33 protein-coding genes are annotated in these 23,746 nt (G+C 73.6%); 29 read left to right on the forward strand and 4 right to left on the reverse strand.

All coding sequences use genetic code 11. The features are described 5' to 3' along the window. Window positions 1-105 precede the first annotated feature (105 nt). From ACWEPF_RS32780 to ACWEPF_RS32835, 12 genes are all read left to right on the forward strand, one after another. On the forward strand, window positions 106-330 hold the full coding sequence (locus ACWEPF_RS32780; protein WP_452175435.1) for a hypothetical protein: 225 nt from the start codon (window positions 106-108) through the stop codon (window positions 328-330). A 351-nt stretch (window positions 331-681) separates the two neighbouring features. Beyond that, window positions 682-1,173 carry an ATP-binding protein gene (locus tag ACWEPF_RS32785; protein WP_452175436.1) on the forward strand — a complete coding sequence of 164 codons (492 nt, stop codon included), beginning with the start codon at window positions 682-684 and terminating at the stop codon, window positions 1,171-1,173. Window positions 1,174-1,267: 94 nt separating this feature from the next. Continuing rightward, window positions 1,268-1,711, forward strand: a complete 444-nt coding sequence (locus tag ACWEPF_RS32790; protein WP_452175437.1) for a hypothetical protein — start codon at window positions 1,268-1,270, stop codon at window positions 1,709-1,711. A gap of 39 nt (window positions 1,712-1,750) precedes the next feature. Next, complete coding sequence (locus ACWEPF_RS32795) at window positions 1,751-1,999, forward strand: WhiB family transcriptional regulator (protein ID WP_452175438.1); 249 nt, start codon at window positions 1,751-1,753, stop codon at window positions 1,997-1,999. Window positions 2,000-2,034: 35 nt separating this feature from the next. Next, complete coding sequence (locus ACWEPF_RS32800) at window positions 2,035-3,801, forward strand: DUF2637 domain-containing protein (RefSeq protein ID WP_452175439.1); 1,767 nt, start codon at window positions 2,035-2,037, stop codon at window positions 3,799-3,801. Window positions 3,802-3,964: 163 nt separating this feature from the next. Continuing rightward, the gene (locus ACWEPF_RS32805; RefSeq protein ID WP_452175440.1) at window positions 3,965-4,501 is read left to right on the forward strand and encodes a hypothetical protein; all 537 of its coding nucleotides are present in this window, start codon (window positions 3,965-3,967) and stop codon (window positions 4,499-4,501) included. After that, window positions 4,498-4,701, forward strand: coding sequence for a hypothetical protein (locus ACWEPF_RS32810; RefSeq protein WP_452175441.1), 204 nt, complete (start codon window positions 4,498-4,500; stop codon window positions 4,699-4,701). Before ACWEPF_RS32805 ends, ACWEPF_RS32810 begins: the two co-directional genes overlap by 4 nt. A gap of 126 nt (window positions 4,702-4,827) precedes the next feature. Then, window positions 4,828-7,302: a hypothetical protein gene (locus ACWEPF_RS32815; RefSeq protein WP_452175442.1), complete on the forward strand. Its 2,475-nt coding sequence runs from the start codon at window positions 4,828-4,830 to the stop codon at window positions 7,300-7,302. Between the two features lie 14 nt (window positions 7,303-7,316). Continuing rightward, window positions 7,317-7,739, forward strand: coding sequence for a conjugal transfer protein TraB (locus tag ACWEPF_RS32820; RefSeq protein ID WP_452175443.1), 423 nt, complete (start codon window positions 7,317-7,319; stop codon window positions 7,737-7,739). 78 nt (window positions 7,740-7,817) lie between these two features. After that, on the forward strand, window positions 7,818-10,133 hold the full coding sequence (locus ACWEPF_RS32825; protein WP_452175444.1) for a hypothetical protein: 2,316 nt from the start codon (window positions 7,818-7,820) through the stop codon (window positions 10,131-10,133). Window positions 10,134-10,222: 89 nt separating this feature from the next. Beyond that, the gene (locus ACWEPF_RS32830) at window positions 10,223-10,408 is read left to right on the forward strand and encodes a hypothetical protein (protein WP_452175445.1); all 186 of its coding nucleotides are present in this window, start codon (window positions 10,223-10,225) and stop codon (window positions 10,406-10,408) included. Between the two features lie 107 nt (window positions 10,409-10,515). Next, the gene (locus tag ACWEPF_RS32835) at window positions 10,516-11,082 is read left to right on the forward strand and encodes a hypothetical protein (RefSeq protein WP_452175446.1); all 567 of its coding nucleotides are present in this window, start codon (window positions 10,516-10,518) and stop codon (window positions 11,080-11,082) included. A 7-nt stretch (window positions 11,083-11,089) separates the two neighbouring features. Here ACWEPF_RS32835 and ACWEPF_RS32840 read toward each other — a convergent pair whose 3' ends face one another. Further along, window positions 11,090-11,317 (reverse strand): hypothetical protein, encoded by a 228-nt coding sequence (locus tag ACWEPF_RS32840; RefSeq protein WP_452175447.1) that lies wholly within the window; start codon window positions 11,315-11,317, stop codon window positions 11,090-11,092. 85 nt (window positions 11,318-11,402) lie between these two features. On the opposite strand from ACWEPF_RS32840, the gene ACWEPF_RS32845 reads away from it, so the two are divergent. From ACWEPF_RS32845 to ACWEPF_RS32920, 16 genes are all read left to right on the forward strand, one after another. Next, window positions 11,403-11,870: a hypothetical protein gene (locus ACWEPF_RS32845; protein WP_452175448.1), complete on the forward strand. Its 468-nt coding sequence runs from the start codon at window positions 11,403-11,405 to the stop codon at window positions 11,868-11,870. A gap of 130 nt (window positions 11,871-12,000) precedes the next feature. Further along, window positions 12,001-12,243 carry a hypothetical protein gene (locus tag ACWEPF_RS32850; RefSeq protein ID WP_452175449.1) on the forward strand — a complete coding sequence of 81 codons (243 nt, stop codon included), beginning with the start codon at window positions 12,001-12,003 and terminating at the stop codon, window positions 12,241-12,243. Window positions 12,244-12,257: 14 nt separating this feature from the next. Continuing rightward, entirely contained in the window at window positions 12,258-12,968 is a 711-nt protein-coding gene (locus tag ACWEPF_RS32855; RefSeq protein WP_452175450.1) for a hypothetical protein, read from the forward strand. Window positions 12,969-13,043: 75 nt separating this feature from the next. Beyond that, window positions 13,044-13,214, forward strand: coding sequence for a hypothetical protein (locus ACWEPF_RS32860; protein ID WP_452175451.1), 171 nt, complete (start codon window positions 13,044-13,046; stop codon window positions 13,212-13,214). A gap of 15 nt (window positions 13,215-13,229) precedes the next feature. Next, window positions 13,230-13,622: an RRQRL motif-containing zinc-binding protein gene (locus ACWEPF_RS32865; RefSeq protein WP_452175452.1), complete on the forward strand. Its 393-nt coding sequence runs from the start codon at window positions 13,230-13,232 to the stop codon at window positions 13,620-13,622. 130 nt (window positions 13,623-13,752) lie between these two features. After that, the gene (locus tag ACWEPF_RS32870) at window positions 13,753-14,160 is read left to right on the forward strand and encodes a hypothetical protein (RefSeq protein ID WP_452175453.1); all 408 of its coding nucleotides are present in this window, start codon (window positions 13,753-13,755) and stop codon (window positions 14,158-14,160) included. A 131-nt stretch (window positions 14,161-14,291) separates the two neighbouring features. Further along, a complete protein-coding gene (locus ACWEPF_RS32875) occupies window positions 14,292-15,194 on the forward strand; it encodes a DUF4097 family beta strand repeat-containing protein (RefSeq protein WP_452175454.1) in 903 nt (300 codons plus the stop codon). 113 nt (window positions 15,195-15,307) lie between these two features. Then, window positions 15,308-15,949, forward strand: a complete 642-nt coding sequence (locus ACWEPF_RS32880) for a RapZ C-terminal domain-containing protein (protein ID WP_452175455.1) — start codon at window positions 15,308-15,310, stop codon at window positions 15,947-15,949. Beyond that, entirely contained in the window at window positions 15,946-16,386 is a 441-nt protein-coding gene (locus ACWEPF_RS32885) for an HIT family protein (RefSeq protein ID WP_452175456.1), read from the forward strand. Before ACWEPF_RS32880 ends, ACWEPF_RS32885 begins: the two co-directional genes overlap by 4 nt. Then, on the forward strand, window positions 16,383-17,114 hold the full coding sequence (locus ACWEPF_RS32890; protein ID WP_452175457.1) for a hypothetical protein: 732 nt from the start codon (window positions 16,383-16,385) through the stop codon (window positions 17,112-17,114). Before ACWEPF_RS32885 ends, ACWEPF_RS32890 begins: the two co-directional genes overlap by 4 nt. Window positions 17,115-17,257: 143 nt before the next feature. Further along, window positions 17,258-17,536, forward strand: coding sequence for a hypothetical protein (locus ACWEPF_RS32895; protein ID WP_452175458.1), 279 nt, complete (start codon window positions 17,258-17,260; stop codon window positions 17,534-17,536). Beyond that, the gene (locus ACWEPF_RS32900) at window positions 17,533-17,745 is read left to right on the forward strand and encodes a hypothetical protein (protein ID WP_452175459.1); all 213 of its coding nucleotides are present in this window, start codon (window positions 17,533-17,535) and stop codon (window positions 17,743-17,745) included. Before ACWEPF_RS32895 ends, ACWEPF_RS32900 begins: the two co-directional genes overlap by 4 nt. Further along, entirely contained in the window at window positions 17,742-18,152 is a 411-nt protein-coding gene (locus ACWEPF_RS32905; RefSeq protein ID WP_452175460.1) for a hypothetical protein, read from the forward strand. The genes ACWEPF_RS32900 and ACWEPF_RS32905 overlap by 4 nt, the downstream gene beginning before the upstream one ends. Next, the gene (locus tag ACWEPF_RS32910; RefSeq protein WP_452175461.1) at window positions 18,152-19,012 is read left to right on the forward strand and encodes an Lsr2 family DNA-binding protein; all 861 of its coding nucleotides are present in this window, start codon (window positions 18,152-18,154) and stop codon (window positions 19,010-19,012) included. The genes ACWEPF_RS32905 and ACWEPF_RS32910 overlap by 1 nt, the downstream gene beginning before the upstream one ends. Before the next feature lie 2 nt (window positions 19,013-19,014). Continuing rightward, window positions 19,015-19,545 (forward strand): hypothetical protein, encoded by a 531-nt coding sequence (locus tag ACWEPF_RS32915; protein ID WP_452175462.1) that lies wholly within the window; start codon window positions 19,015-19,017, stop codon window positions 19,543-19,545. Between the two features lie 68 nt (window positions 19,546-19,613). Further along, the gene (locus ACWEPF_RS32920; protein ID WP_452175463.1) at window positions 19,614-19,841 is read left to right on the forward strand and encodes a hypothetical protein; all 228 of its coding nucleotides are present in this window, start codon (window positions 19,614-19,616) and stop codon (window positions 19,839-19,841) included. 160 nt (window positions 19,842-20,001) lie between these two features. Here the strand turns inward: ACWEPF_RS32920 and ACWEPF_RS32925 are convergent, their stop codons facing one another. The 3 genes from ACWEPF_RS32925 to ACWEPF_RS32935 form a co-directional block, all read right to left on the reverse strand. Beyond that, complete coding sequence (locus ACWEPF_RS32925; RefSeq protein WP_452175464.1) at window positions 20,002-20,787, reverse strand: hypothetical protein; 786 nt, start codon at window positions 20,785-20,787, stop codon at window positions 20,002-20,004. Between the two features lie 305 nt (window positions 20,788-21,092). Continuing rightward, window positions 21,093-21,995 (reverse strand): ParA family protein, encoded by a 903-nt coding sequence (locus ACWEPF_RS32930; protein WP_452175465.1) that lies wholly within the window; start codon window positions 21,993-21,995, stop codon window positions 21,093-21,095. A gap of 18 nt (window positions 21,996-22,013) precedes the next feature. Then, window positions 22,014-23,138, reverse strand: coding sequence for a ParB/RepB/Spo0J family partition protein (locus ACWEPF_RS32935; protein ID WP_452175466.1), 1,125 nt, complete (start codon window positions 23,136-23,138; stop codon window positions 22,014-22,016). Window positions 23,139-23,519: 381 nt separating this feature from the next. On the opposite strand from ACWEPF_RS32935, the gene ACWEPF_RS32940 reads away from it, so the two are divergent. Next, on the forward strand, window positions 23,520-23,738 hold the full coding sequence (locus tag ACWEPF_RS32940; protein ID WP_452175467.1) for a hypothetical protein: 219 nt from the start codon (window positions 23,520-23,522) through the stop codon (window positions 23,736-23,738). The last annotated feature ends 8 nt before the right edge of the window (window positions 23,739-23,746 follow it).

Genomic DNA, 23,746 nt, shown 5'->3' on the forward strand with positions numbered 1-23,746 from the left:
AATATTTCTGGTTCTATTCTTTTACATCGGTGTCATAAACAACACCCCCGGGGGCGGCCCCCCCCCCCCCCGGCCCCCCCCGCTTCTCGTCCCCGGAGGTTCCCCGTGCGCTACGCCACCATCGCCCGCGAACTGCTCCCGCTTCTGGTCAGCGCGCTCGCCGTGCCGGAGCTCCGCCCGGCCCGCACCGCCGAGGCGGACCAGCGGCGCACCCCGACCGAGGAGCGCCTGGTCGCCGCCGCCAGCCCGCTCCGGAACGGGCCCCGCTACCGGCCCCGTCGGCTGCTCCGCGTCACCGGCGCCCCGGCCGCCATCCTCGCCGCCGCCTGACCAGCACATCTCTCCTGCGACGCTGCCCGCCGCCTCCGCCCCCGGTCCGGGTGCGGAGACGGCGGGGGGACGGCAGGAACGCCGCCCACCACATGCCGAAGGCTCCGGGATTGCCCTCCCGGAGCCTTCGATTTCGTCGCCTAGTTGGAGGCAACGCCTTGCTGAACAACATCATCGCACGACCGACCCGCGCCGACGGTGACAGCGACCCGAACATGGACGAGGCCCTGCGCCGCGCCCGTCAGGGCGGGGGCAAGAAGTGAGCACCCTCGACCTCGTGGTCTGCCGCAGCTTCATCGGTGGGGGCAAGCCCGTCACGCCGCCGCCCGCCAAGCCGAGCGGAGGCCGGCGATGACGACCACGACCTTCGGCACCGGCACCGCGGCCGGCCTCACCACCCAGGCCCCGATCCTGCCCGCTCCGCGCCCGGGCCTCTACCTGGCCGCCCGGCCCGGCGGGATCACCGCCCACCTGACCGCGGACCGCGACACCGTGCAGACCGTGCGGGCCCTGGCCCTCACCGTCCTGGTCGCCCACGGCGTCGACCTGGACACCGCCGAGTCCGCGCGGCTGGTGCTGTCCGAGTTGATCGGCAACGCCGTCCGGGCCTGCGGCGACCACGTCCCGCTGGTGGTGGAGGTCCACCGCGACGGCACGGACGCGGTCGTCACCGTCCACGACCCGCTGCCCGCCGCGGTCCCGCGCCGCACCGGCACCGACCCCGCCAGCGACCAGGCGGAGTCCGGCCGCGGCCTGGTCCTGCTCGACGTCCTCGCCCCCGGCTGGACCGTCCAGCCCTCCGCGATCGGCAAGCAGATCAGCTGCCGCATCACGGCCGGCTGACCCACCCCCACCCCGCGCCCGCCGCGCACCCGCACCCCACCGGTGCGGGTGCGCGGCGGGCGCTCCCACGACGCTCCCGGCCGGAGGCCACCTGATGAAGTACCGCACCCGCACCTCCTCCCCCGCCCGCCGCGCCCACTACGAGGTCACCAGCCACCGCCGCTGGGTCGCCCGCCAGATCGGCCCGCGCGCCGTCGGCGGCTACTACCGCAGCTACCACTCCGGCGTCGTCTACGAGGTCCTGGCCGTCGACCCCGGCCCGCGCCCGCAGTGGCCGACCTGGAAGATCACCGTTCGCACGCTCGGCGAGAGCACCTCCCGCTGGCACTGCACCGGCTGGGACGAGCGCGACCAGGTCGTCGCCGCCCCCGGCGAGGACGCCCTCACCTACTGGGCCGACCACACCCTCACCCACTCCACCGCCGAGGACGGCGCGCACCTCGAGCAGCGCCACCTCCTGGACGAGGCCGCCCACCCCGACACCGTCGCCGCCCTCCACCAGCTCGCCCGCACCGCCCGGCACCCCCAGACCGCCTGAGCCAGCACACCGACCACACACAGAAGAAGGAGAGACGTCATGGACTTCAGCCGCGCGGTGTGCCGCGAAGAGGACCCCGAGCTGTTCTTCCCCATCGGCAACACCGGCCCCGCCCTGCTCCAGATCGAAGAGGCCAAGGCCGTCTGCCGCCGCTGCCCCCTGCTCACCGAATGCGGCGACTGGGCGATGGACACCGACCAGGACCACGGCGTCTGGGGCGGCCTCAGCGAGGACGAGAGGCGCACGATCAAGCGCCGCGCCGCCCGCAACCGCGCCCGCACCGCTTGAGCACCCCGATCACCACGAGCAGGAAGGAGGCGGCGATGACCGTCACCACCATCACCCCCGAGCCCAACCAGCCGGCCCCCGCGCCCGGCACGGACTCCGTCTACATTCCCGAGCAGGCCCCCACGGAGCAGCGCATCGTGCTGGCGACGTGGGAGCGCTGGCTCGCCGGTGCCGGTGCGGCGCTGGCGATCGGGGTCTCCACCATCGGCCTGGTCGCCTCCTACCAGGCGGTCGAGGCGAAGGCCGCGGCGCCGGTGGAGCAGGGCGGGTGGGGCTGGGAGAACCCGTGGATGCTCCCCGTCGCGGTCGACCTGGCGATCCTGGCGTTCGGCATCGTCAACCTGCTGCTGATCCGCGCCGAGCGGGAGGCGGCCTGGGTGAAGTGGGTGCCGCGCGCGCTCACCGGCCTGACGATCTGGCTGAACTGGCAGGCCGGCGCGTCCGGCACCGCCGCCGCCGGGCACGCCGGCCTCGCGGCGCTCTGGGTCGTGTTCTCGGAGATCGCCGCCCACCTGTACGCCGGGCACATCGGGCGCCTGCGCGGCCGGGTCCGGATGGACGGCATCCGCCCCTCCCGCTGGCTGCTCTCCCCGATCGCCACCGCGCAGATCGCCCGGCAGATGAAGCTCTGGGAGATCACCTCCTACACCCAGGCGCTGGAGCTGGAGAAGAGCCGCCAGGTGTACGCCGAGCTGCTCACCCAGCGTCACGGCAAGAAGTGGAAGAAGGCGGCTACACGGCCGGAGCTGATGCCCATCACGCTCGCCAAGTACGGGGTCACGGTCGAGGACGCTCTCGCGGAGCCGGACCGGCGTGCCGAGAAGGACGCCCTACGGGTCCACGAGGCCGAGGTACGGACGCGGGCGCTGGCCCTACGGATGGCCGAGGAGGAGGCTGCGGAAGCCCTCGCCGCGGTCGAGCGCGAGGCGGCGATCGAGTCGGCCAAGTCCCGCGCCGAGGCGGAGCGGCTGCTCGCCGAGGCGGAGCGGACCCGGGCCGAGCAGGAGGCGCGCACCGCCGCCGACGCGGTGGTACGACGCCACGAGCTGCAGGTACAGATCCAGCAGGCGAAGGCCGACGCCGAGGCCGAGCGCCTGCGCGCCGACGCCGAAGCCGAGGCCGCGCGGGCCGCCGCCCAGGCGCAGGCGCAGGCCGCCGAGATCCGCTCCCGCACCGAAGAGGCGCAGCTCAGGGCGCGGATCGAGAGGGAGAAGCTGGAGCGGGAGGCGGCCGAAGCGGCCCGCCTGGCCAAAGCGGAGGACGAGCGCCGGCAGGAGCAGGAGCAGGCCGAGCAGCGTCGCCGTCAGGCTCTGGCCGCCACCGAGCAGGCCCGCCTGGCCGCGGCTAAGGCGGAGGCCGAGCAGGCCGCCGCCGAGGCGAGTCGTAAGAGGGCCGTAGCCGAGCGGGAGGCGGCCGTAGCCCTGGAGGCAGCGTCCGTAAGGCGGGCCCAGGCGGTCGTGACCGAGGCCGAGGCCGAGCGGCGCGCGGCCGACGAGAAGCGGCGCGCGGCCGCCGCGGAGGCCGAGGCGGCCGAGCTCGCGCGGGAGATGGCCGTAGCCCTGGAGGCGGCCGCCGTAGCCCACGAGTCCGCCACTCGTAGCCCGGCCGAGCGCCAGGCCCTGGTCGTCGCCGACCTGATCGAGAAGTTCGGCGAGGAGAAGGTCACGCTCAGCTACATCGAGGAGGCCCTCGGTGTCACCGGCGGCACCCGCCAGGACCGCCGTAACCGGGCCCGCGAGATCGTCGCCGAGCGCCGTAACCGCGCGGCCGGCGGCCGTGAGGACCTCGAAGCCGCCGCGTAACGCCGCCCCGCACCACCGAGTGCGTTCGGCTACTCCCCTGCACCCCGGGCCCGTCCGCAGTCAGCGGGCGGGTCCGGGGTGCTCGGAAGGCGCCGACCCGACGCCCCAACCACCCCGCACCGACCCCTTCCCCGCCCGCGAAAGCGCAGATCAGAGGGACTCCATGGACATCAACAACCTCTTCACGGACGCTGGGATGCGCGCCTTCACGGACGCCCAGCGCGACCAGCACATGAGCGACGCCAGCCAGTACGGGCAGCTCGCCGACATCATCAGCCGCCGCCTGGAGCAGACCGAGATCGACGGCGACCGGGCCTTCTCGGCCCGGATCCGGGCCTGGAAGGTCGGCCGGAAGATCCGCTCGATGGAGAAGCACTCGCGCAAGGCCGCGGCCAGCGCCGAGGCCCTGTACGCCTCCTACGTCAACCAGGTCCTGGAGCTCCCGGCCCGCCGGGAGCTCGCGCAGGCCCGCAAGGACGAGAAGAAGGCGGCCAAGAAGGGGCCGGCCGCGCTGGCCGCGACGTCCCTGAACAACACCATCGCGCACTTCGCCAGCAACCTGGCGGGCGGCCAGGCGGGCCAGGGCGGGGAGTACCTGGACGCCAACGTCCACCAGTTCCCGATGGCCGCCGGAGCCGAGACGCAGCGCGGCCCGCGCACCGTCAACGACTTCTTCCCGCGGCAGGAGGGACGGGGATGAGCATGGCCCGGCGCGCGGCCAACCGCGCCAAGCACTGGGCCGCCCGGCAGGCCGCCGCCACCTCCAAGCAGGAGGAGGCGGCGGTCATGTACGACGCCTGCCGGATGGTCGCCTCCACCGCCGAGATGGCCGGCCGCCCCGAGGTCTGGGGCGAGCTCGCGAAGGTTCTGGCGAAGTTCTACGCCGACTACACGCGGTGAAGTTCATCTTCCTCATCATCACCGCGCGGCTAGCCCGATGAGGACCCCAAGGCGGGCGCAGGTGCGCGCAGGTGCGCGCGCGAGGTTCCCGTATTCCTCACGCTCTGTCAACTTCAAGGAGGAGCCGTGGCCGACGACAACGTCCGTCTGTTCCCGGTGATGACCCCTGCCGGGCCCCCGGCCGACCCGCCCGACAACCCCCCGGCACAGGTGCCGCAGACCCCTCCGGCGACCCCGCTGGCAGACCCGTCCGAGGGCGCTTCGGCACCCTCGGACGGCGGCGCTCTGGAGGGGCTGCTGCCCGTCCCGGCGGCCCGACGGTCCCCGCTGGAGACGATCGCCGCGCTGGAGAGCCCGGCGCCTGTCGTGACGATCCGGCCGCTGCCCGAACCCGGGGCGGTGCCGGACACGTTCCGCTCGCAGAGCCACCTCGCCGAGCACGCCCAGGCCCCGACGCCGGGGCTCGGCACGCTGTCCTTCGCTGCAGCCCTGGCTGTCGTCGTCGCCGCGATGCGCGGTGTCCACGGCGCCCTCACCGGACGGCCCGGGGGCCGGGAGCGGGCCGACGGGGACGAGTCGGGACGGCGGCGCCCGCTCCAGTCGGCGGGCGAGTGGGGCCGGCGGATGCTCGGCCCAGGCCGGGCCCCTGGCGGCCCCGGACCCGGGCCCCGCAGCGGCGGTGCGGGCGGTGGCCCGGGTCCGGGTTCCCGCAGCGGCGGCGGTGCGGCCGGCGGCCGGGGCGGCGGTGGTTGGAGCGGTGGCGGATCGCCCGGCGGGCCGGGCCCGCGCCGGGGCCCCGGCACGCTCGGCACCCTCGGTGCGGACGCCCCGCCCCGCCGCCGCAACAGCGAGACGCCCGGCCCGGCCGGGCGCGACCGCCGGGGCGGGGGCGGTCCTGACGGTCCCTCGCCCCGCAACAAGGAGCGGGTGAAGGATCGCCTGGGTACCGGCGGCGGCGGTGGCAGAGGCAGTGGAGGCGGCGGGGGAGGCGGCCGCTCGTCCGGGTCGGGTGACAGCTCGGCCGGGGGCCTGGTCCCGCGCCGCAGTCCGCACCGCACCTCGCAGGGGGGCGGTCCGGGCGCCAAGCAGCGCAAGAACAAGGGCACGCTCGGCGGGGCCAACACCACGCAGGCCGGGGCGACCGGGACCACCGGCGGGACCGGAAGCACGGGCGGATCCTCGGGAAGCGGCGGTAAGCGCCGGATGTCCCCGAAGGGCACGGCCGGGCCGAAGGGCACGCTGCGCTCGCAGAAGAACAAGGGCGGCTCCGGCGGGCCGACCGGCTCCGGCGGTACCGGCCCGGGCGCAGCGGGCGGCACCTCGCCCAAGGGCAAGAACGGCGGCACCTCGCCGAAGGGCAAGGGCGGTGGGGCCGTCCCGCCGACGGGCAAGAAGCGCGGGAAGGCCGGCGGCCCCAACGGGCTGGGCGGCACGACCGGCGTCTCGATCTTCACGCCGGGCCACAAGGAGAAACTCGGGCCCGGGATGCGGCACGGAACGCTGGAGGCGTACCAGGACTGCGACTGCCGCTGCCGCCGGTGCATGAAGGCCTACCAGCGCTACCGCACCACCCCGCCCGGGGCCAACACGTTCAAGGGCGCGGTGCGGCAGGAGTTCGAGCGGCGGTGGGCCAAGCGGATGCGCAACCACCAGCCGGTGGTCTCCAAGCTCTCCAAGAAGCAGCGCCGTAAGGCCCAGAAGAAGAAGGGGAAGAAGACCGGCCCCGGCGGCCCGGCCGGGCCGGCCGCTTCCGCCACCAGCGGCGGCAGCCGCGGCCCCGGCTCAGGCCCCGGCCCGGGGGGTCCAGGCGTCCGGGGCTGGGAGCGGCTCTACCGCCGGGCCCGCGCGAGGTTCCGCGCCCGCCGCGCCGCCCACGCCGGACCGGGCGACTCGTTCTGGTCGACCTGGCGGCCCAGCGAGGAACCCCGGCGCACCCCGTGGGAGTCCGCGGGCATGGCGAGTGCGGAAGGCGAGGTCATCACCGGCGTCGAGCGCACCGACCGGCCCGGGGACGCGGCCCGCGCCCGCCGCGCCAAGGCCGCTCAGGTCACCACCGGAGCCCGCGCAGTCGGCCCCGCGCCGACCCCGCACACCCAGCGGCCCGGCACCACCGCCCCCGACAGGAAGGAACCCAGCCCCATGACGTCCTCCTCCCCGGCCGTCCCCTCCGGCGGCGGCAGTCTCCTCGCCGCCGCCGGCGTCGCGGGCATGTCCAGCGAGCACGCCACCGAGGTCACCCTCGACGACACCCTGGAGGTGCTGGAGAAGCTCACCGAAGAGTCGTTCTCCGCGCACGAGGTCTGCGTCCGCCTCGCGGAGGAGGCCCGGCGCATCCGGGAGGCCCTCGAGGAACTGGCCGTGGACCTGCGCACCCGGCACAACCTGATCGGCCGCATCACCGCCGCCGCGATGGAGCGCCTGGCAGAGGCGATGGATCTGGTGGCCCGCAAGGCGGACGAGATGAAGGTGTCCTCCCTCAACGCCGCCGAGCTCTCGGAGGTCGCCGAGCAGGCGATGTTCGACGCCTACCGGCCCATCACCCAGGCCACCGCCGACGCCGGCCTGGCCGTGCCGTCCGCCCGCATCCACAACGAGAACTGAGGAAGGACCAGCCCGTGACCGAGATCGTCCCCGCCTCCGGCGGAGCACTCACCTCCCCCGGCGGCTCCGGCAACAACGGCTTCCTGTCGCTGGCCGCGCGCGTCACCGCCCTCGCCGCCCAGGCGCTGCGCCTCAAGGAGGGCATGCGCCAGCTCCAGCAGCACATGAGCCGCAACGCCTCCAAGGCCTCGACCCTGTCGGAGATGTGCCACCAGGCCGAGGTCGACCAGGTCTTCGTCACCCAGATCGCCGGGGTCTCCGAGGCCCTGCACCGCGTCGCCTCCGCGTCCGGCGAGCTCGCCTCCAGCGCCGACGCGATGGAGATGGGCGCCCGCGGCTTCCGCGACGCCCACCAGCGCGAGTACGGCGGCATCCACGACGTGGTCAACGCCTCCCCGTACCGGCAGCCCAAGCCCGGCTTCAACCGGGTGCGCTGACCACCCACCCGCACCACCCGCCAGGGCCGCACCCCGAACGCCGGGGTGCGGCCCCTCGCACGCAAAGGAGAGGGCCCGATGGCCACCACCACGCAGACCCCCGCCACCCCCCGGGTGGTCCCGGGCCACGAGATCCACCGCAAGGTCCGCCGCGAGCGCGGCTGGCACCTTGCCGCCGCCACCGCCGTTGCGGCTGGCCCCCAGCTCTACGACGGCCCCCTCGCGCTCCTGGGCGGTGTCGGCGCGCTGACCGCCACCGGCCTGTGGCTGTACTCCAAGTCCAAGCCGAAGGACGGCGAGGAGATGGACAACCTCGGCCTGCTGCGCTCCTCGCAGCGCGCCGCCCCGCTGCTCGGCTACAGCGGCGCCTACCTCGCCGACGTCGTCCAGCAGATCAACAACGGGTTCGCCTGGTGGCAGATCGCCGTCCCCGCCGCGTGGGGCGCCCTGATGGCCTGGGCCGCCCCGATCACCCGCAGCAAGGGCCTGGTGCCCGCAGCCCTGCCCACCCCGCCAACCCCGGCCGCCCCCGGCGCCACGCCCGCGCCGAGCGACTACCCCGGCTTCCTCGCCTGGCTCTGGGCCCGCTCGGAGCGCACCACCGGCACCCGCCTGGTCGCCGTCGAGCAGTACCTGCCCGGCCGCCCCGACTTCGAGGCCGTCGTCGTCGCACAGGCCGGCCGCGAGGTCCCGCGCCTGACCGACGAGCAGCTGGCGGCCGTCTTCGACATGCCCGTCGGCAGCATCCGGCTGCGCCCGGTGCCCGGCTCCGGGCCGGGTCGGATGCGGCTGACCGCCCGTCCCACCCTCACCGAGATGGCCGACGCCGCCGACTTCCCCGCCTTCTGGGCGGAGCGGGTCTCCGGCGCGAGCGGGGCCGCCCCGGGCGTGACCCTGGCCCGCTGGCGTGCCGAGGAGCACCGGATCGTCGCCCAGGTCCAGGCCCCGGTCGGCAAGGAGATCTCCCTGCCGCACGGCAAGGTCTGCTCGGCGCTGGGCATCGACGACGTCTCCCGCCTGGTCATCGAGACCGACGGGGTCCGCAACGGCCTGGTCTCCATCTACAAGCGCAACCCGCTTATGAAGGTCCGCTCGGCGACCGCCGAGGACCTGACGATGGATGACAAGGGCCGCATCTCCATCGGGGTGAGGCACGACGGCAAGCCCTCCAAGGTGCGGCTGTGGGACCCGCAGCTCGGCGCGATCCGCGGCATCACCGCCGGTGCCACCGGCGCGGGCAAGAGCGTGCTCCAGCTGCTCCTGCTGGTCGGCGAGCGGCTGTCCGGGGTCATCTCCTGGGTCGGCGACCTCCAGGGCGGCAAGTCCCTCCCGGAGGCCGAGGGCCAGGTCGACTGGTTCGCCAAGGGCGAGTACGAGGTCCTCGGGATGCTGCTCGCCGCGCACGCGGTGATGAAGTACCGCGAGCGGGAGTCGCGGGAGCGCGGCGACTTCGCCATCGGCAGGCCCTGGCGGCTGCTGTCTCTGACGCTGGACGAGATCAACCGGCTGCTGTCCCACCCGAACGAGGTCATCAAGGCGATCGCCGCCTACCTCATCGCCGACATCCAGAAGACGGGCCGCAAGGTCGGCGTCGGCGTGCGCTTGGCCGTCCAGTCCCTGCACCTCAAGGACCTCGGCGATGAGGAGGCCATCCGGCAGCAGGGCAAGTCCGGGATGGTCGTGCTGATGCGGACCCTGTCCTCCAGCACCCAGTCGATGGGCCTGGACGGCATCGCGCCGCTCGGCTTCCAGATGGAGAACATCCCCGCCCGGATCTACGAGACCGGCCAGATCGAGGCCCTCTTCGACGGCGAGGACGACGAGGACGGCGAGAGCACGGCCGGGATGGCGTACATCTTCACCGACGGCCGCGCCGAGTTCATGAGGACGTTCACCGCGCACAAGGTCGACGGCCTGTACGTCGACCTGATCGAGCTGTTCGGCGACGACGAGGTGCCCACCCTCACCCCCGGCGAGGCCGCGGCCGCCAGCGAGGCCTACACCTGGCGCCACGACCACGAGCACCTGGCCGTCGTCCTCCAGGCGCTCCTCGCCGAGCAGGGCATCGACTCCGCCCCGCAGGAGGAGGCGATGTTCGCCGCCCTCGCCAAGGCCAAGGGCGGCAGCGGCGGCAACAAGAAGAAGGCGGGCGGCGGGGGCGGGGCCAAGAAGGCCCCGAGCCTGCCGGACCGCGTGTACGAGCTGCTCGCCGACGGTCCGATGAGCATGAAGGACCTGCGCGCCGCCCTGCCGGACGTCGAGTCCGCCAGCGTCAACAACGCCGCCAGCGCGCTGCGTGACAAGGGCCTGGCCGAGCCGGTCAGCCGCGGCGTCTGGCGCCGGATCGAACGCGCCGACGGACAAGGCGGCTACGACGACGGCTACGAGGACTGAACCCGCACCACCACACCAGCAGGCCGCCGCCCGGACGCCCTGGCGGCGGCCTGCGCCACACCCGCATCCAACCCTGAAGGAGTTGTCTCATGACGGTCTCCGCCGCCCTGGTCTTCCTCGCCCTCACCATCTTCCTGGTCCGCCAGCGCAGCACCACCGTCTCCGCCGCCCTGGTCGCGTTCGTCGCCGGGTTCCTGATGGCCTCCAGCAGCCTCGCCCCGACCATCTCCAACCTCATCACCAGCGTCGGCAGCGCGCTCAGCAACATCTTCTGACCGCTGCGACGCCTCCCCCGGTCCTCGCCCCGCACGACGCGGTGCGAGGACCGGAGAAGACGCCGCAGCACCCCCCGCTCGCCCCACCGCAGCCACGGAGGCCCCCATTGGACACCAACCCCACCGCCGCCGAGTCCGGCCTGATCCTGCCGCCCGGCTACATCACCGCCCTCGACCCGGCCACCGGCCAGATCGTCGCCATCCGCACCCAGGAGCAGCCGGCCACCGCCCCGCCCGCACCGCCGGGGCCCGAGCCGAGCCTGCTGGAGCGGGCGCAGCGCCACGCCGCCGAGCAGCCCGACCCGATCCCCGCCGCCGCGCCCCCGGCCTGGCAGGGGGTCAGCCCGCTGGTCGGCCAGAGCGTCGTCCTGGGCGGCATCGCCTCGATGGGGATGCTGGCGGCCGGCGGCGCGCTCTACCTCGCCGGCGCGGGCCTGCAGCTGGCCGGGCCGTGGTTCCACGAGGGCGCCCAGTTCCTCGGCGCGGCCGCGCTGTTCCTCGCGGCCGCCGTCGGCGCCACCGTCGTGGTGGCCCGCAGGCTCAAGTCGAAGATGACCAGCGTCACCACCGGCGACGGGACCGTGGTCAACGCGCTGTTCCACAAGCACAACGAGGTCAACATCAACAAGCAGTCCGCAGGCTGGAAGGGCTCCGTCACCAACAACATCAAGTGACGCGCGGTCAGTCCTCGTCCTCGTCGAGGTAGAGCCGGCCGTCCCTGCCCAGGTACGCCGGATAGACGTAGTCCCCGATCACCACCCCGTCCGGGACGATCACCAGATCCGGGTCGTAGTCCTCGTCCAGGTGCACGACGCCGTCCTCGTCGGTCCACACGTCGTAGGCGATCCCGCCCGCCACCACGGCGTCGAACGTGAAGTCCGGCTCCCAACGCGGCGAAAACCAGCCCATGACTCCCCCTCAACTTCCTGCGCGGAGCACCAGCCTGACGCACCGCCAGGGGCCCGCACAGCCCTTTCACCCCAAGGAGTTCCCCATGAACGAGCCCCAGCACACCGTCCACATCGCGCCCGGCACCGGCTCGGGCCGCACCCCCGCCCTGCACATCCTGGCCGCCGCCTCCCGCGCCGACGGCGCCCAGGTGTGGCTGGCCGACCCCGGCGAGCGCCACCTGGACCTGGCCGACCACGTCGACCGGCACGCCCCGGGTGTGGACGCCACCGTCGCGATGCTGCGGGCCGCCGACGCCCTCATCCGCGAGCGCCAGGACGCCGTCCTCTCCGGCGCTCTGCCTCAGGCCGAGCCCGTCGTGCGGATCCTGCTCACCAACCTGCCCGCCGTGCTCCAGGAGCCGGAGACCGCCGAGCTGATCGAGACGATCCTGCGCACCGGCCGCAAGGCCGGCGTCCTGGAGACCGCGATCGAGGAGCACGGCACCGACGCCTTCGTCGGCCACCCCCACCTGCGGCCCTGGTTCACCGCCGCCCGGGCCGCCGGCTGCTGATCCGGCCGCTCCGCCTCGTCTCCACCGCGCCCGCCCCGCCGACTTGGCAGGGCGGGCGCGGTGGCGTCGGGGCAGGCCGACCGGCCCGCACCGCACGCACCACCCCGCCCCCGAACAGGAAGGCCCCGCCTTGGCGCTGTGGCGCAAGCCCGCTCCCCCGCCCGTCATCGGTGTCCTCACCGGACCCCCGCCGCCGCCGACCTGGTGGCAGAGCAACCGGCACCTGGTCCTGCTCGCCCTCGGCATCGTCGCCGGGTTCTGGCTCGCCGTGAAGTTCGGCGTCGCCGCCGACGCCACCCCCGCCTGCCCGCCCGGCACCCGCCCCGCCCACACCGCCAGCCCCACGCCCGCGCCCACCGGCACCCAGCACTGAGGAGCACCCCAGCCATGACCACCGAGCACACTGACCACACCCAGCAGCAGCGCCGCCGCCAAGACCGCGCCGCCGTTCCCGCCGGCCGCCTCGAGCGCGCCTGGGACGCGCTCGCCGACTTCACCGCCGACCACGCGCTGCCCTGGCTGCGCGAGCGCGGCCGCGAGATCGAGGACGCCCTGCTTGGCGGGTGGGACGCCACCGCCGCCTGGCTGCGCGCCCTCGCCTACGCCACCGCCCTCGCCGTCGGGATCGGGATCGCCGCCTCCATCTCCCCGTGGCTGGACCGCTTCTGGCAGAACACCATGATCGGCGAACACCACGGCGGCGTTCTCGCCACCATCACCCGGCCCGTCCACGACTACCTCACCGCGCACTCCGGCCTGCCCGCCGACACCGCCACCGTCTGGGCGCTGTGGCAGATCGCCGCACCGGCCCTGCTCATCGGCGCGGCACTCGGCTTCACCAGCCTGCGCGTCCTGTGGGTCGGCTACGGCGGCGCGACCGCCGCGATGGTCTGGGCCGCCACCCCCGCCGCCGGACGCCCCGTCGCCACCGCGCTCGTCATCGCCTGCTGGGTGCTGGCCAGCACCCTCGCCCTCCACGGCCTGCGGCTGCGCCCGGCCCTGGTCGTTCCGGTCCGGGTCCGGGTGAAGCCGGAGATCACCGTCAAGACCCAGGCGGAGCGGGCTGCTGACGACCCGTACGGCGACGACGACCACTGACCCCAACCCGGCCGGGACCGCCCGCGCGGTCCCGGCCCACCCCTTCAACCGCAAGCAGCCCACGAGAGGACAGCCGTGCCCGAGTTCGACGTCAAGGTCATCAACACCGAGGACTACCCGCTGATCATCACCGTCGACAAGAACAGCGTCGCCGAGGTCCACGGCCGCATTCCGGCCCCCACCGTGGTCGGCATCCTGCGCCACCTCGCCGACCACTTCGAGCAGCAGGCCGCCGCCACCAGCTGACCGAGGAGGAGAGCAGTGCGCGCGATCGACCTCGACCCGACCGGCGAGAAGCACGGCGGCACCCCGACCTTCCCCTGGAAGTTCGGCCCGAAGAAGGAGCAGATGGCCACCCGCCGCCAGCTGCGCGAGATGGGCCTGCGCCCCGGCGGCCAGCCGGTCGCCGCCCAGGTGGTGTGCCAGGGCCGCGTCGGCTACCTCTACCCCGTTGCCGGGGCCAAGCCGGTCCGCCCGGTGACCGGACCGATGGCCCGCGGCCTGGCCGCCGCGATGAAGGCCCGATCGACCTGCCCGCTGTGCCAGGTCACCTACGACTACTGCCTCCCGCTGCGCTCGCTCGGCTCCTGCCTGCCCTGCTCCGAGCTGACCGAGGAGGAACGCGAGCAGCTCGCCGCCCTCACCCGCACCTGACCCGCCCGGGCCACCACGCTGCCCACCACCGCGCCCCGCTCTCCGGCCAGCCAGGCCGGGCGGCGGGGCGCCGTGGTGCGCGGCGCGGCCGCCCGGCCGACACCCGCCACGACCTCGCCCGGAGGATTCCGTGAACGCCAAGCTCCAGCGCCTGCTGCCCGCCCGCCTGCTCCGCGGCCTCGGCTACAACCGGGCGCACACCGACCCGGCCGGCCTCCACGCCGAGCTCGAGGACAACCGCGTCGCAGCGTGGCTGGCGCAGCCCGCCGACCTCGCCAAGGCCCTGCCCCGCCTGGCCGCCCCGCTCGACTTCCAGCCCGGCCTGGTCGGTCTGCACGCCGAGCAGGTCGACACTGCCGCCTACCTCAACACCCTGGCGGCCAGCGCCGAGAGCAACCTCAACCTCGCCGACGCCGACCAGCGCGCCCTGTACGCCGACCTGATCGCCGCGGCCCGCGCCGCCGAGCAGTTGGAGCGCGCCGTCGCCGCAGCCGCCGTGAGCACGCTGCCCGCCATCGCCGGCCTCCTGCACATCTGAGTCCGGGCCCCCGCGCTGCCCACCACCGCGCCCCGCTCTCCGGCCAGCCAGGCCGGGCGGCGGGGCGCCGTGGTGCGCGGCGCGGCCGCCCGGCCGAACCCACCGCGGTATCCCGACCGAGGAGAACCTCCATGGCTGTCACCCGTACTCTCACCGCCTCTGCCACCGGCGCCACGACCCTCGACCTCACCTTGCTCGGCCTGCACGGCCAGGTCGACGTCCAGGCCGTCCCCGGCCTGACCACGGCCGAGGTCACCATCAGCACCACCGACGACACCGGCGAGGCCGCCGACGCCGTCAACGGTGCCCGGCTCAGCGACCAGGGCGGCACCCTCACCGTCCGCGTCCAGGGCAAGGGCGGCGCGGGCGGCACCACCGTCGTGCGCACCAGCGGCCGCGGCGGCACGGTGGTGATGCAGAGCGCCGGCACCGTGTTCGGCTCGGTGACCGGCGTGGTTATCAGCGGCGGCGACGTGAGCATCGTCGGCGGCCGGGTGATCGGCGGCCAGGGCGTCACCGTCGTCCAGGGCCCCGCCCCCATCGTCATCACTGCCCGCCTTCCCGAGCGCAGCGCGCTGACCGCCCGCACCCAGTCCGCGGACGTGACCACCCACGGCGGCCTGGCCTCCGTCACGGCGACCTCCCAGTCCGGCGACGTGCGGGTCCTCACCCCCGGCTCTGTCGTCGACCGGGTGCGCGCTGAGACCCAGTCCGGCGACGTCGAGATCGGCACCGCCACCACCGCCACCGTCCGTACCCAGTCCGGCGACGTGCGTCTGGAGCGGGTCAACGCCGCCGAGGCCCACACGATGTCCGGCGACGTCCGCGCCGAGTGGACCGGCACCAGGGCGAGCCTGGCCACGATGTCCGGCGACATCCGCGCCCACGCCGGCGCGGTCGGCCAGGTGTCCGCCACCTCCATGTCCGGCGACGTCACCGTCACCGCCTCCCCCGAGGCCCTCGCCGGTGGTGTGGCCGTCCACGCCACCTCCATGAGCGGCCGGGTCCGCACCCCGCAGCCCGCCGGGCACTGACGCTGCCCACCACCGCGCCCCGCCCTCCGGCCACCCAAGCCGGAGCGGCGGGGCGCGGTGGTGCGCGGCGCGGCCGCCCGGCCGGACCCCAATCCCCCTTTGATCGGAGAACCATGGCACCCACGACCACGACCGAGTCCTGCGACCGGCGCGTGAAGCGCATCGAGCAGATGGAATCCCCGCTGATCACCCAGCTCGCCGCCGCCATCACCCACCTGCGCACCGCAGGGGAGCGCCCCGGCCTCGAGCGGAGCCTGCCCTACTACCCCCACCAGGGCGCCCAGTTCGTTGCCGCCTGGATCCGCGACAACATCAGCACGGCCACCGGGCTGCTCAGCTCGCTGGCCGCCCCGCACGCCCGCGTGGAGATCACCAGCTACGGCGTCCTGCACCAGGACCCGCCGACCGGCGACGCCCTCACCCTCGACCTGACGACCGCGCTGCGCAATCCGCCGGAGGACCCGGCGGTACGCGAGGTGATGATCGCCTCCACCGGCTTGGACCAGGTCGTCCTCGACTACGTGATGGCCACCCCCGGCGCCCTGGAGATCGCCGAGCAGACCGTGCTGCGCGTCCTGGCCCAGGCCGCCGCCGTGCCCGACGAGCGGGTCGTCCTGTATGTCTACTGCCGGGGAGGGCGCCATCGCAGTGTGGCCCTGGCCCGCACCGTCGGCCAGCTGCTTCAGGCGCAGGGCGCCGATGTCACCGTGACCCACCGCCACGTCCACCTGCCCGTGGTGGAGAACGCCCGGTGACCGCCCCCTCCTCCAACCAGACGCCCGGTGGCGGGTGCGTGTTCTGCGCGATCAGCGCCGGCCTCGCCCCCGCCCAGGTCGTACGCCGCTGGCCGGAGACGATCGCCATCGTCCCGCTGAACCCGGTCACCGACGGGCACGTCATCGTCCTGCCGACCCGCCACGTCCCCGACGCCGCCCACGAGCCGGTCGTCACCGGCCTGACGATGCGCCGGGCCGCCGAGCTCGCCAAAGCGACCGGTGGCCCGGCCAACATCATCACCAGCATCGGCCCCGAGAGCTCGGCCACGGTGCCGCACCTTCACATCCACCTCGTCCCCCGCCGCGCCCACGACGGCCTCGCCCTGCCCTGGACCCCGGCCACCACCGGAAGCGGCACCGCCAAGGCCAGGACCGCCAGCGACGACCCCACCGGTGTCTGGATCGGAGAAGCATGAACCGCACCCGCCTGGCCGCCGCTGCGGCCGGCACCATGCTGACCGCAGCGGGGATCACCCTGCTCCTGCGGCGCAGCAGCGCCGCCCCCATCATCCCGGCAGGGGAGGCCGACCCGTGGGCCGGACCGCCCTCCGTGCCGCTGGGCGACGGGGTGGGCCATCTGCACGACTGGCTCACCTCCGGCCACTGGACCTCCCCCGCCGACGTCCTCAAAGCCCTCCAGGACCAGGCCCCGGCGCACCAGCTGGCGGACCTGATCCGCGACCTGGCCACCGACCTGCGCGCTGACGGACACCCGGGTCTCGCAGCCCAGGCCGGTGAGGCCGAGCAGCTGCTGCGCCGGGCCGCCGAGGTCCTCGGCGAAGCCGACCCCGACTACGGCCCCGGCGAGGACGGGTCGCCGTGCCCGGACGAGCCGCACGAGATGCTCTGCGAGGGCGGCTGTGGTGGCACCGGGATGCTCATGGAGACCATGGCCTGGGACGACCAGGGCGACGGGATCTACGTGCCGGTCCACCAGGAGGCCGTCGACTGCACCGGCGGCCGACAGCCGCACCCGCAGCCGCACGGCGAGGGCTGCGGCTGCTCCGGCACCGGGTTCACGTACGAGGGCGGCTACCGGCACCGCTGCCTCGGCGACCAGCCCCCGTTGCCGGACCTGTCGCTGCTGGACGACCCCTGGTCCAGCACCGCGACTTACCCGCACGCGGACGACTACCCGGGCTGATTCCGAGCCTCAACCCACAGCACCGCGGCCCGCCTGACGCATCAGGCGGGCCGCGGCTCTTTCCCCGGACACGGCCATCGCCTCTCACAGCAAAGCGGCCGGCCCGGGCCCCTCCCGATCGAGACCAGAAGGAATTCCCCAGTATGGCCACCGCGCTCCTGTCCCGCACCGCCCACACCCGCTCCGTCTCCGCCGCCCAGCGCCACCAGGCCGCCGCCGCGCTCCGCACCATCGGCCGGCTCGCCCCCCGCCCGGCCCGCTCCCGCTACGCCTGCGCCAGCTGCTCCGTGGCGTGGGCCGGGCCGGAGGCCGACTGCTGGTCCTGCGGGCGCCCCGCCACCCACGCCCGCGACGACGCCTCCCTGCTGCACCGCCTCCTGCTCGCCCCGGTCACCCCGAAGACGAGGGCGGCGGCGAGGTGAGCACCGTGCTGCCCGAGGACCTCGACCGGCGCCTGGCCGCCGAGCTCGTCCCGCAGTGCCCCGCACCGCCCCGGCCCCGCCGCACCGCCGCGCCGACGGCGAGCCCGGCGGCCGACCCGCTCGCTTCCGAGCACCGCGCCCAGCTCCTCGCCGCCCTACGGCGGCCCGCCACCCGCACCGCACCGAGCCCGAGGGAGACCGCAGCATGAGCACCGACCACCGCGACCAGGCCGTGCCGCTCGACCGCATCCTCGGCCCGCACCTGGCCGCCACCGTCATCCGCACCATCGCCACCACCCTCCAGCACGACGACCACCTCCCCGAGACTCTCGCGCTGTGCCTGGCGTGCGAGCGCGCCAGTGACGGCGACCCGATCGTCCTCGCCGCGCCCGGCCAGGTCTGGGAGCTGCGCGCGGGCGTCGACCCCGACGACGTCCCCGCCCGCCGCCTCGCGGTCCACCTGCGCCTGGCCGCCCCGCCGCGCGTCTACGTCTCCGACCCGGACGACCCGTCCGGCGCTGGGGAGATCGACGAGCTGCTCCTCGAGGTCCTCGACCACTACACCCTCAACTCCTGGGACGTCCGGTTCCTCGCCCCGCACTCGGCCGTCGTCTGATGCCGACCGGAACCCGGAACCCGGCCACCGTCATGGCTGCGGCCGAGAGCATCGACGACACCCCAACCACGCCCCGCCAGGACGCAGACGCCGCCGTGACGGCCGCCCGCAGCGCCCTCGACGCCGACGACTTGGCCCAGCTCCTGGACGCCCTCGGCCTGCCCCGCGACCAGGACGAGATCGCCCGGCTCCTGCCCCACCTCGCCACCCGGCCCGCCGCCGCGCGCGGCCTCCCCGCCAACCCCTCCGGAGGGAACACCGTGTCCGACACCACCGCCCCCGCCGAGACCACCGAGCAGGACCGCCTCCTGGCGGCCCTGGACCCGATGACCCGCGAGGTCGCCCTGTCCATGCGCGCCCGGGGCGACAGCCCGCTGAAGATCCTGGCCGCCACCGGCCTGGACGAGAGCCAGCTCCGGCAGCTCGACCCCGTGCACCAGGCCGCCGCCGGGCAGCCGCCCTACGGCGACGTGGACGACCTCCTCACCTGGGGCAGCCAGCACGCCCAGCCGCGGGTGCAGCGCCTGGCCGAGCAGGCCCGCCAGGCCCTCGACAAGCTCACCGCCCAGCGCGACTCCGACCGTGCCGTCACCGCCTACGAGAGCCGGGTCGCCACCCTCAAGGCGCAGCTCGCGCGCGCCGAGCAGGCCCTGCGCGACGCCAAGTCCGGCAAGCCCACCGCTCCCGCCCGGGCGACCGGAGGCGAGCTGGCGCAGCCGGCCGACAAGGCCACCCGGAACACCATCCGGGCCTGGGCCGCCGGGCAGGGCCACCAGGTCGCCGACCGGGGCGTCATCTCCCAGGACGTCCTGCGCGCCTGGTACGCCACCCACCCCAGCACCCTCCGCCAGGCCGGCTGACCATGCCGGTCCTCCCGGCCACCGCACCGGGCACCGTCACCGGCGCGGGCAGGGTCACCCTGTCCCGCGCCGGAGGCGGAGCCGGGCCCGACTGGGGTGCCTACGCGCTGCTGGTCACCACCCGGCCCGCAGACGACGGCACCAGCACCGAGGCGGTGATCGGCTACTGCGCCCCGGACGACCCGCTGCTGGACCCGGCCTGGAACCTGCACCAGGAACAGCCGCACGGCCCGGCCGGCACCGCCCGGCGTCCCCTCGGCGACTACGCGGCCGCCGCCAACGCCGCCCGGGGGCGCAGCGAGTACCCCGCCGTCTACAGCCAGCGCATCGCCCTCTACCTGCTCCGGGTCGCCACCGCCACCCGTCTCGTCCACTCCCCCACCATCACCGACCTGCCCTGGGCCGACTGGACGCTCACCACCGAGCACCACGTCCACCTCACCCCCGACCCCGACCACCCCACCCGCGGCTGGGCCGGATGCCACCAGGTCCGCGTAGGCCGGCTCCGCACCCTCCGACCCAAGCACCCCTGAACCTCACCCACCGGCGGGCCCGCTCGACCGGGCCCGCCGGTCCGCCCCTGATCCGGAAGGACCAGCCGATGCCCCGTCCGACCATGCCCATCAAGCCCGTCCACGCCGATAGCACCCACTGCACCCACCACGTCAACCAGCGCACCGGCCTCCCCAAGGACCCCGACTCGGGCTGCCCCGGCCGCACCGGCTACGGCGCCACCTGCTCCGCCTGCGGAGAGAAGGTCACCAAGCCGCTCAAGCTCCTCGTCATCCCCGACGTCACCAAGCACCTGCGCCAGCACCAGGCCAGCTGACACCAGGAGACCCGGCGACTGCTCCGCCGCGGCCTTGTGGTCCTCGCTGCCGTCGCGCCCCTGCTGGCTGATCCACCCCACCAAGAAGGCCACCCTCCGTGAGGAGGGTGGCCTTCTTGCGTTTCCGGACCTGGCAGCTTGTCTGTCTTCGGCCCTGATGTCATGGGGTGGGAGCTGTACTGCCCTTCATGGCCTGCGGAGCGAGGACCGCAGCCTTGGACCACAAGGCCTCGTACTTCTTGCGGTACGTCTCGGCGATGTCCGGCTGCGGTGAGATGACGGCGGTGTGGTGCTTGCCCACGCCGTTGAGAGAGGAGCCGAGAAGCTGCACTCTGTTGTCTTGGCCGATCACGCACCGGTCGTGCATTGCCGGGTCCTCGATGTGACGGACCTCGACATCGGAGGCGTTGGGAACCGTGGCGAGGGCCACGGCCATTGCGTCGCGGTCCTTCTTGGTCTTCGAGCTCCCGGAGATCAAGACGCGGCGCAGGCTGGTTGAGTCGACCAGGAAGGGGAGCGACTCAGCCTTGAAGTACGGGTCGATCAGGAGACCAGCTCCTGCCCGGGAGAGCCGTCGGGTCAGGTGGACGTACACCAGCGGATCCGTGGGGTCCAGAGTCACGTCGGAGACCTCAGAGCCTGATCCCTCGACGTCCGCTTCTTCGCCGCAGGCGGCCAGGACCGCCTTGCCAAGCGGGGTGATGGAGACGTAGCTCTCGTTGTCGAGGTGGATCCAACCCACTTTCCGCATGTAGAGCCCTACTGCCTCAGGGCTCCTGGTGACAAGTCCTGAGTCCAGGAAGCCGTAGATCGTACGGTCGATATCCCGAGGAACCCTCGTCCGCGCGAACACATCTACATCCGCCAACTGGAGCTGGAACCTTTGCTGCTCCATCGTGTCGATGTACCAGAGGGTTCGTATGACGTGCTCCGGAAGGTGACTCATGGGTTAAGTCTTCCAGCTGGGTGTCTGGCAGTCCTGCGATTTACGGAACCCTGTGGCCCGACTGGATCGACAGCGCCCTGCCCGTTGAGGGCTGGGATGAGGTCCGCCATCTGTGCACTGCCTGGTTGGGCCCGATGCTGCCCACCATTCCCAGCCCCGTGCTGGCCAGACCGGGGGCTGGGCAGTGCGAGTGGGGTCGAGATCCGCCTCGTCCGTACCATCTGGGCCAACGCTGCGGAACACCGAAGGGGCTTGGTGCCCGGTCTCCTGACCGGGCACCAAGCCCCTTCGGCGTTCCGCAGTCTTTACGGGGTAAAGCCGGCCTTCGTCAGGCCCATCCCGGCAGCGATCTCCCGGTACTGCAGCGACGGCTCGCTCCGCGGTGCGTAGATCGGGACGGGCGTCTGTGCCGAGTACGCCTCCGGCACCTTGATGCTGCGTCGGACGGAGGGGGTCAGGACCAGCTCGCCATACGCCTCGCGGAGCTGCTCCTCCGCATCGGTGTACGCCTTGCCCTGGCTCTTGTCGGAGACGGATTCTCCTATCACGATCCAGTCGATGCCGAGCTGTACGCCGAGAGCAGCGAACGCGTCGTTCATCTCGGAGAGGGTGGCCTCCAACTCGGTCAGGGCGCGGGCCTCCTTTTCCTGAGACTTCACGCAGGCCATCACCTCCACGTCCTTCTTTGACAGGAGCGCGCCCTTCGTCGTGAGCTTGAGGTCACCGGGGCAGTCGATGAAGATGACGTGGAAGCGGCCGAGGGCACCCTGGACGATGCGCTGCAGCCAAAGCTCGCGCAGCATGGCCCCCGCGAGCTTCTCGTCGAGTTCCTTCAGGCGGCGAGAGCCAGGGATGAACCACAGGTGAGGGATCACCGGCCCGCCTTCGCCCCGGCGAGCCGGGATGATCGCCTCGTCGAGTGTGGCGATTCCGTCGACGACGTCGAAGAGTGTGGCGATGTTGTCGTCGGAGTCGGGGTCGTCCAGGCCCAGCAGGTGGGCCAGGTCCCGCTGGCTGTCAGCGTCGATGGCCAGGACGTCCAGGCCCTCCTCGGCGGCGATGGCTGCGAGGGCGGCCACGGTCGTGCTCTTCACCGATCCGCCGGACTCGTTGACGGCCACGATGATGCGGGTCTCGTGGCCGACGTTGGTCGGCAGTTGAGGGAGGGCGCTGCCATCCTCTTCGACGTCAAGGTTGTCGGTGCTCATCGTTCCGGTCTCCGGTCTTTACGCCGTGAACTTGTGGTCGCCGAGCAGGTCTTGCTCGGCGTCGGTCGCCTCGTACCCGGCGTGCGCGACCAGCCAGCCGACATACTCCCGTACGGCACCGGATCCAGCCAACGTCGCCGCCAGCTCGCACCGCGCGAGGGCCAGCGCGAGCACTGCCAGCCGCGGCTGCTCCCCGGCCGCCGCACCGAACGGGGCATCGGGCTGTGCGCTGCCCATGGCCGCCAGCCACTCGACCGCCAGGGCCTGGGCCTGCTCGGAGTCGACCACCACCTGGAGTGCCGCGAGGAGCACCGCCGTGTCATCGGCAGGCGTCCCAGTGAGAGCTTCCTGGCAGGCCATCCGACGTGCTGCCACAGCACCGTCGGCCGACCGCCCACCGCCCTGGTGAGGGACGGGAGCCGTCTTCTTCGCGGCCGACCGGCCCTTCGGCTTCTCCGCCTTCACCTTGGCCTTCTCAGCGGCCTCGGCCTTCTGTACCCGTCGGGCCGAGCGCTGTTCGGCGTGGTCCTTGATCTTGCCGAGCTCCCGCGCCTCCTCGATCTTCAGCTCGCCCGCCTGGAGCTCCTCCTTGAACTCCGGGGAGAGGTTCCCGAGCCGGCGGCGCTGCGAGACCCAACCCTCGCTCTTGCCCAGGGCAGTGGCCACCGCCGCGTAGGTGCCGAGCAGGCTCTTCAAGGTCTCGATCGTCTCGAGCTCCTCCAGCGGCGCCAGGTCCTCGCGCTGGATGTTCTCCGCGAGGGCCAGGACCAGGATCTGGGTGCGGGTCGCCGCGGTTGTATTGACGACGATGGGCACCTCAGTCAGCCCGGCCATCGGTGCGGCGGCCAGGCGTCGGTTGCCGTTGATCACCACGAAGGAGGTCGGCGCGATGCCGGCGTGCTCCGGGTAGGCGGCCGTGAACGTCTCGGCGGGGATCACGGTCAGAGCCTGGGCGACACCGCTCTGTCGAAAGCTCTCGGCGAGCTCGTCCAGCTTCGTCAGGCTGTTGCGAGGGTTCGCCGGGTTCGGCACCAGCTCGCCCAGCTGCGCCGTCGCCTTGGGGCCTGCGGCTCCCTGCTGCTGCTGGCGCAGGCGGCGGCGCTCGGCGAGGGACAGGTTGTTCTGCAGGCCAGGGGTGGACACGGTGTCTCCGGGGTCGGGCGGACTGTACGGACTGGAGACTATCCCCGAGCCGCAGACTGGCGGGGGAGGCGGCGACTTTACGGAGTAAAGATGCCGCGGCGCGACCCGTCGTCTCCCGCTGGCTCTGCCGCTCTTTACGGAGTAAAGGCGGCCGCGCGCCGAGCTCTTGGCCGTCGCCGCGCCGCCGAGAACGTCTACCCCATCCTCTCCTCCAGCCGGGCCGAGGCGTGTCCGCGTGGATTACCAGTCCCAAAATGGCGGGCTTCATCGTGAGGTGACGCCCCATGCCATACACGTCTCCGCACGCGGGCCTGCTGTCTTGTGGACTCTCCGTGCCTCGAAGGGGTGAAAGCACAGAACCTCTTCCAGAAGGAGGGCGCGATGTCGCCCGTTCAGACTGTCCTGCTGTTTGCCGAGGCCATCGCCGATCCGTCCGGCCCGCAGGCCGCCGCTCTCGGCCGCGCGATCCGCAACGTCGGCTTCGCCGCCTCGGGCGCGGCGAACACGGTCGCCGCGATCCGCCGGCTGCGCCACCGCCAGCCGTCGGCCGCCCCGGCCTGCGAGACGTGCCGGGCCCGCCCGGCGACCGACACCGAGTAGGCCGACGA

The organism is Kitasatospora sp. NPDC004289 (assembly GCF_053602875.1).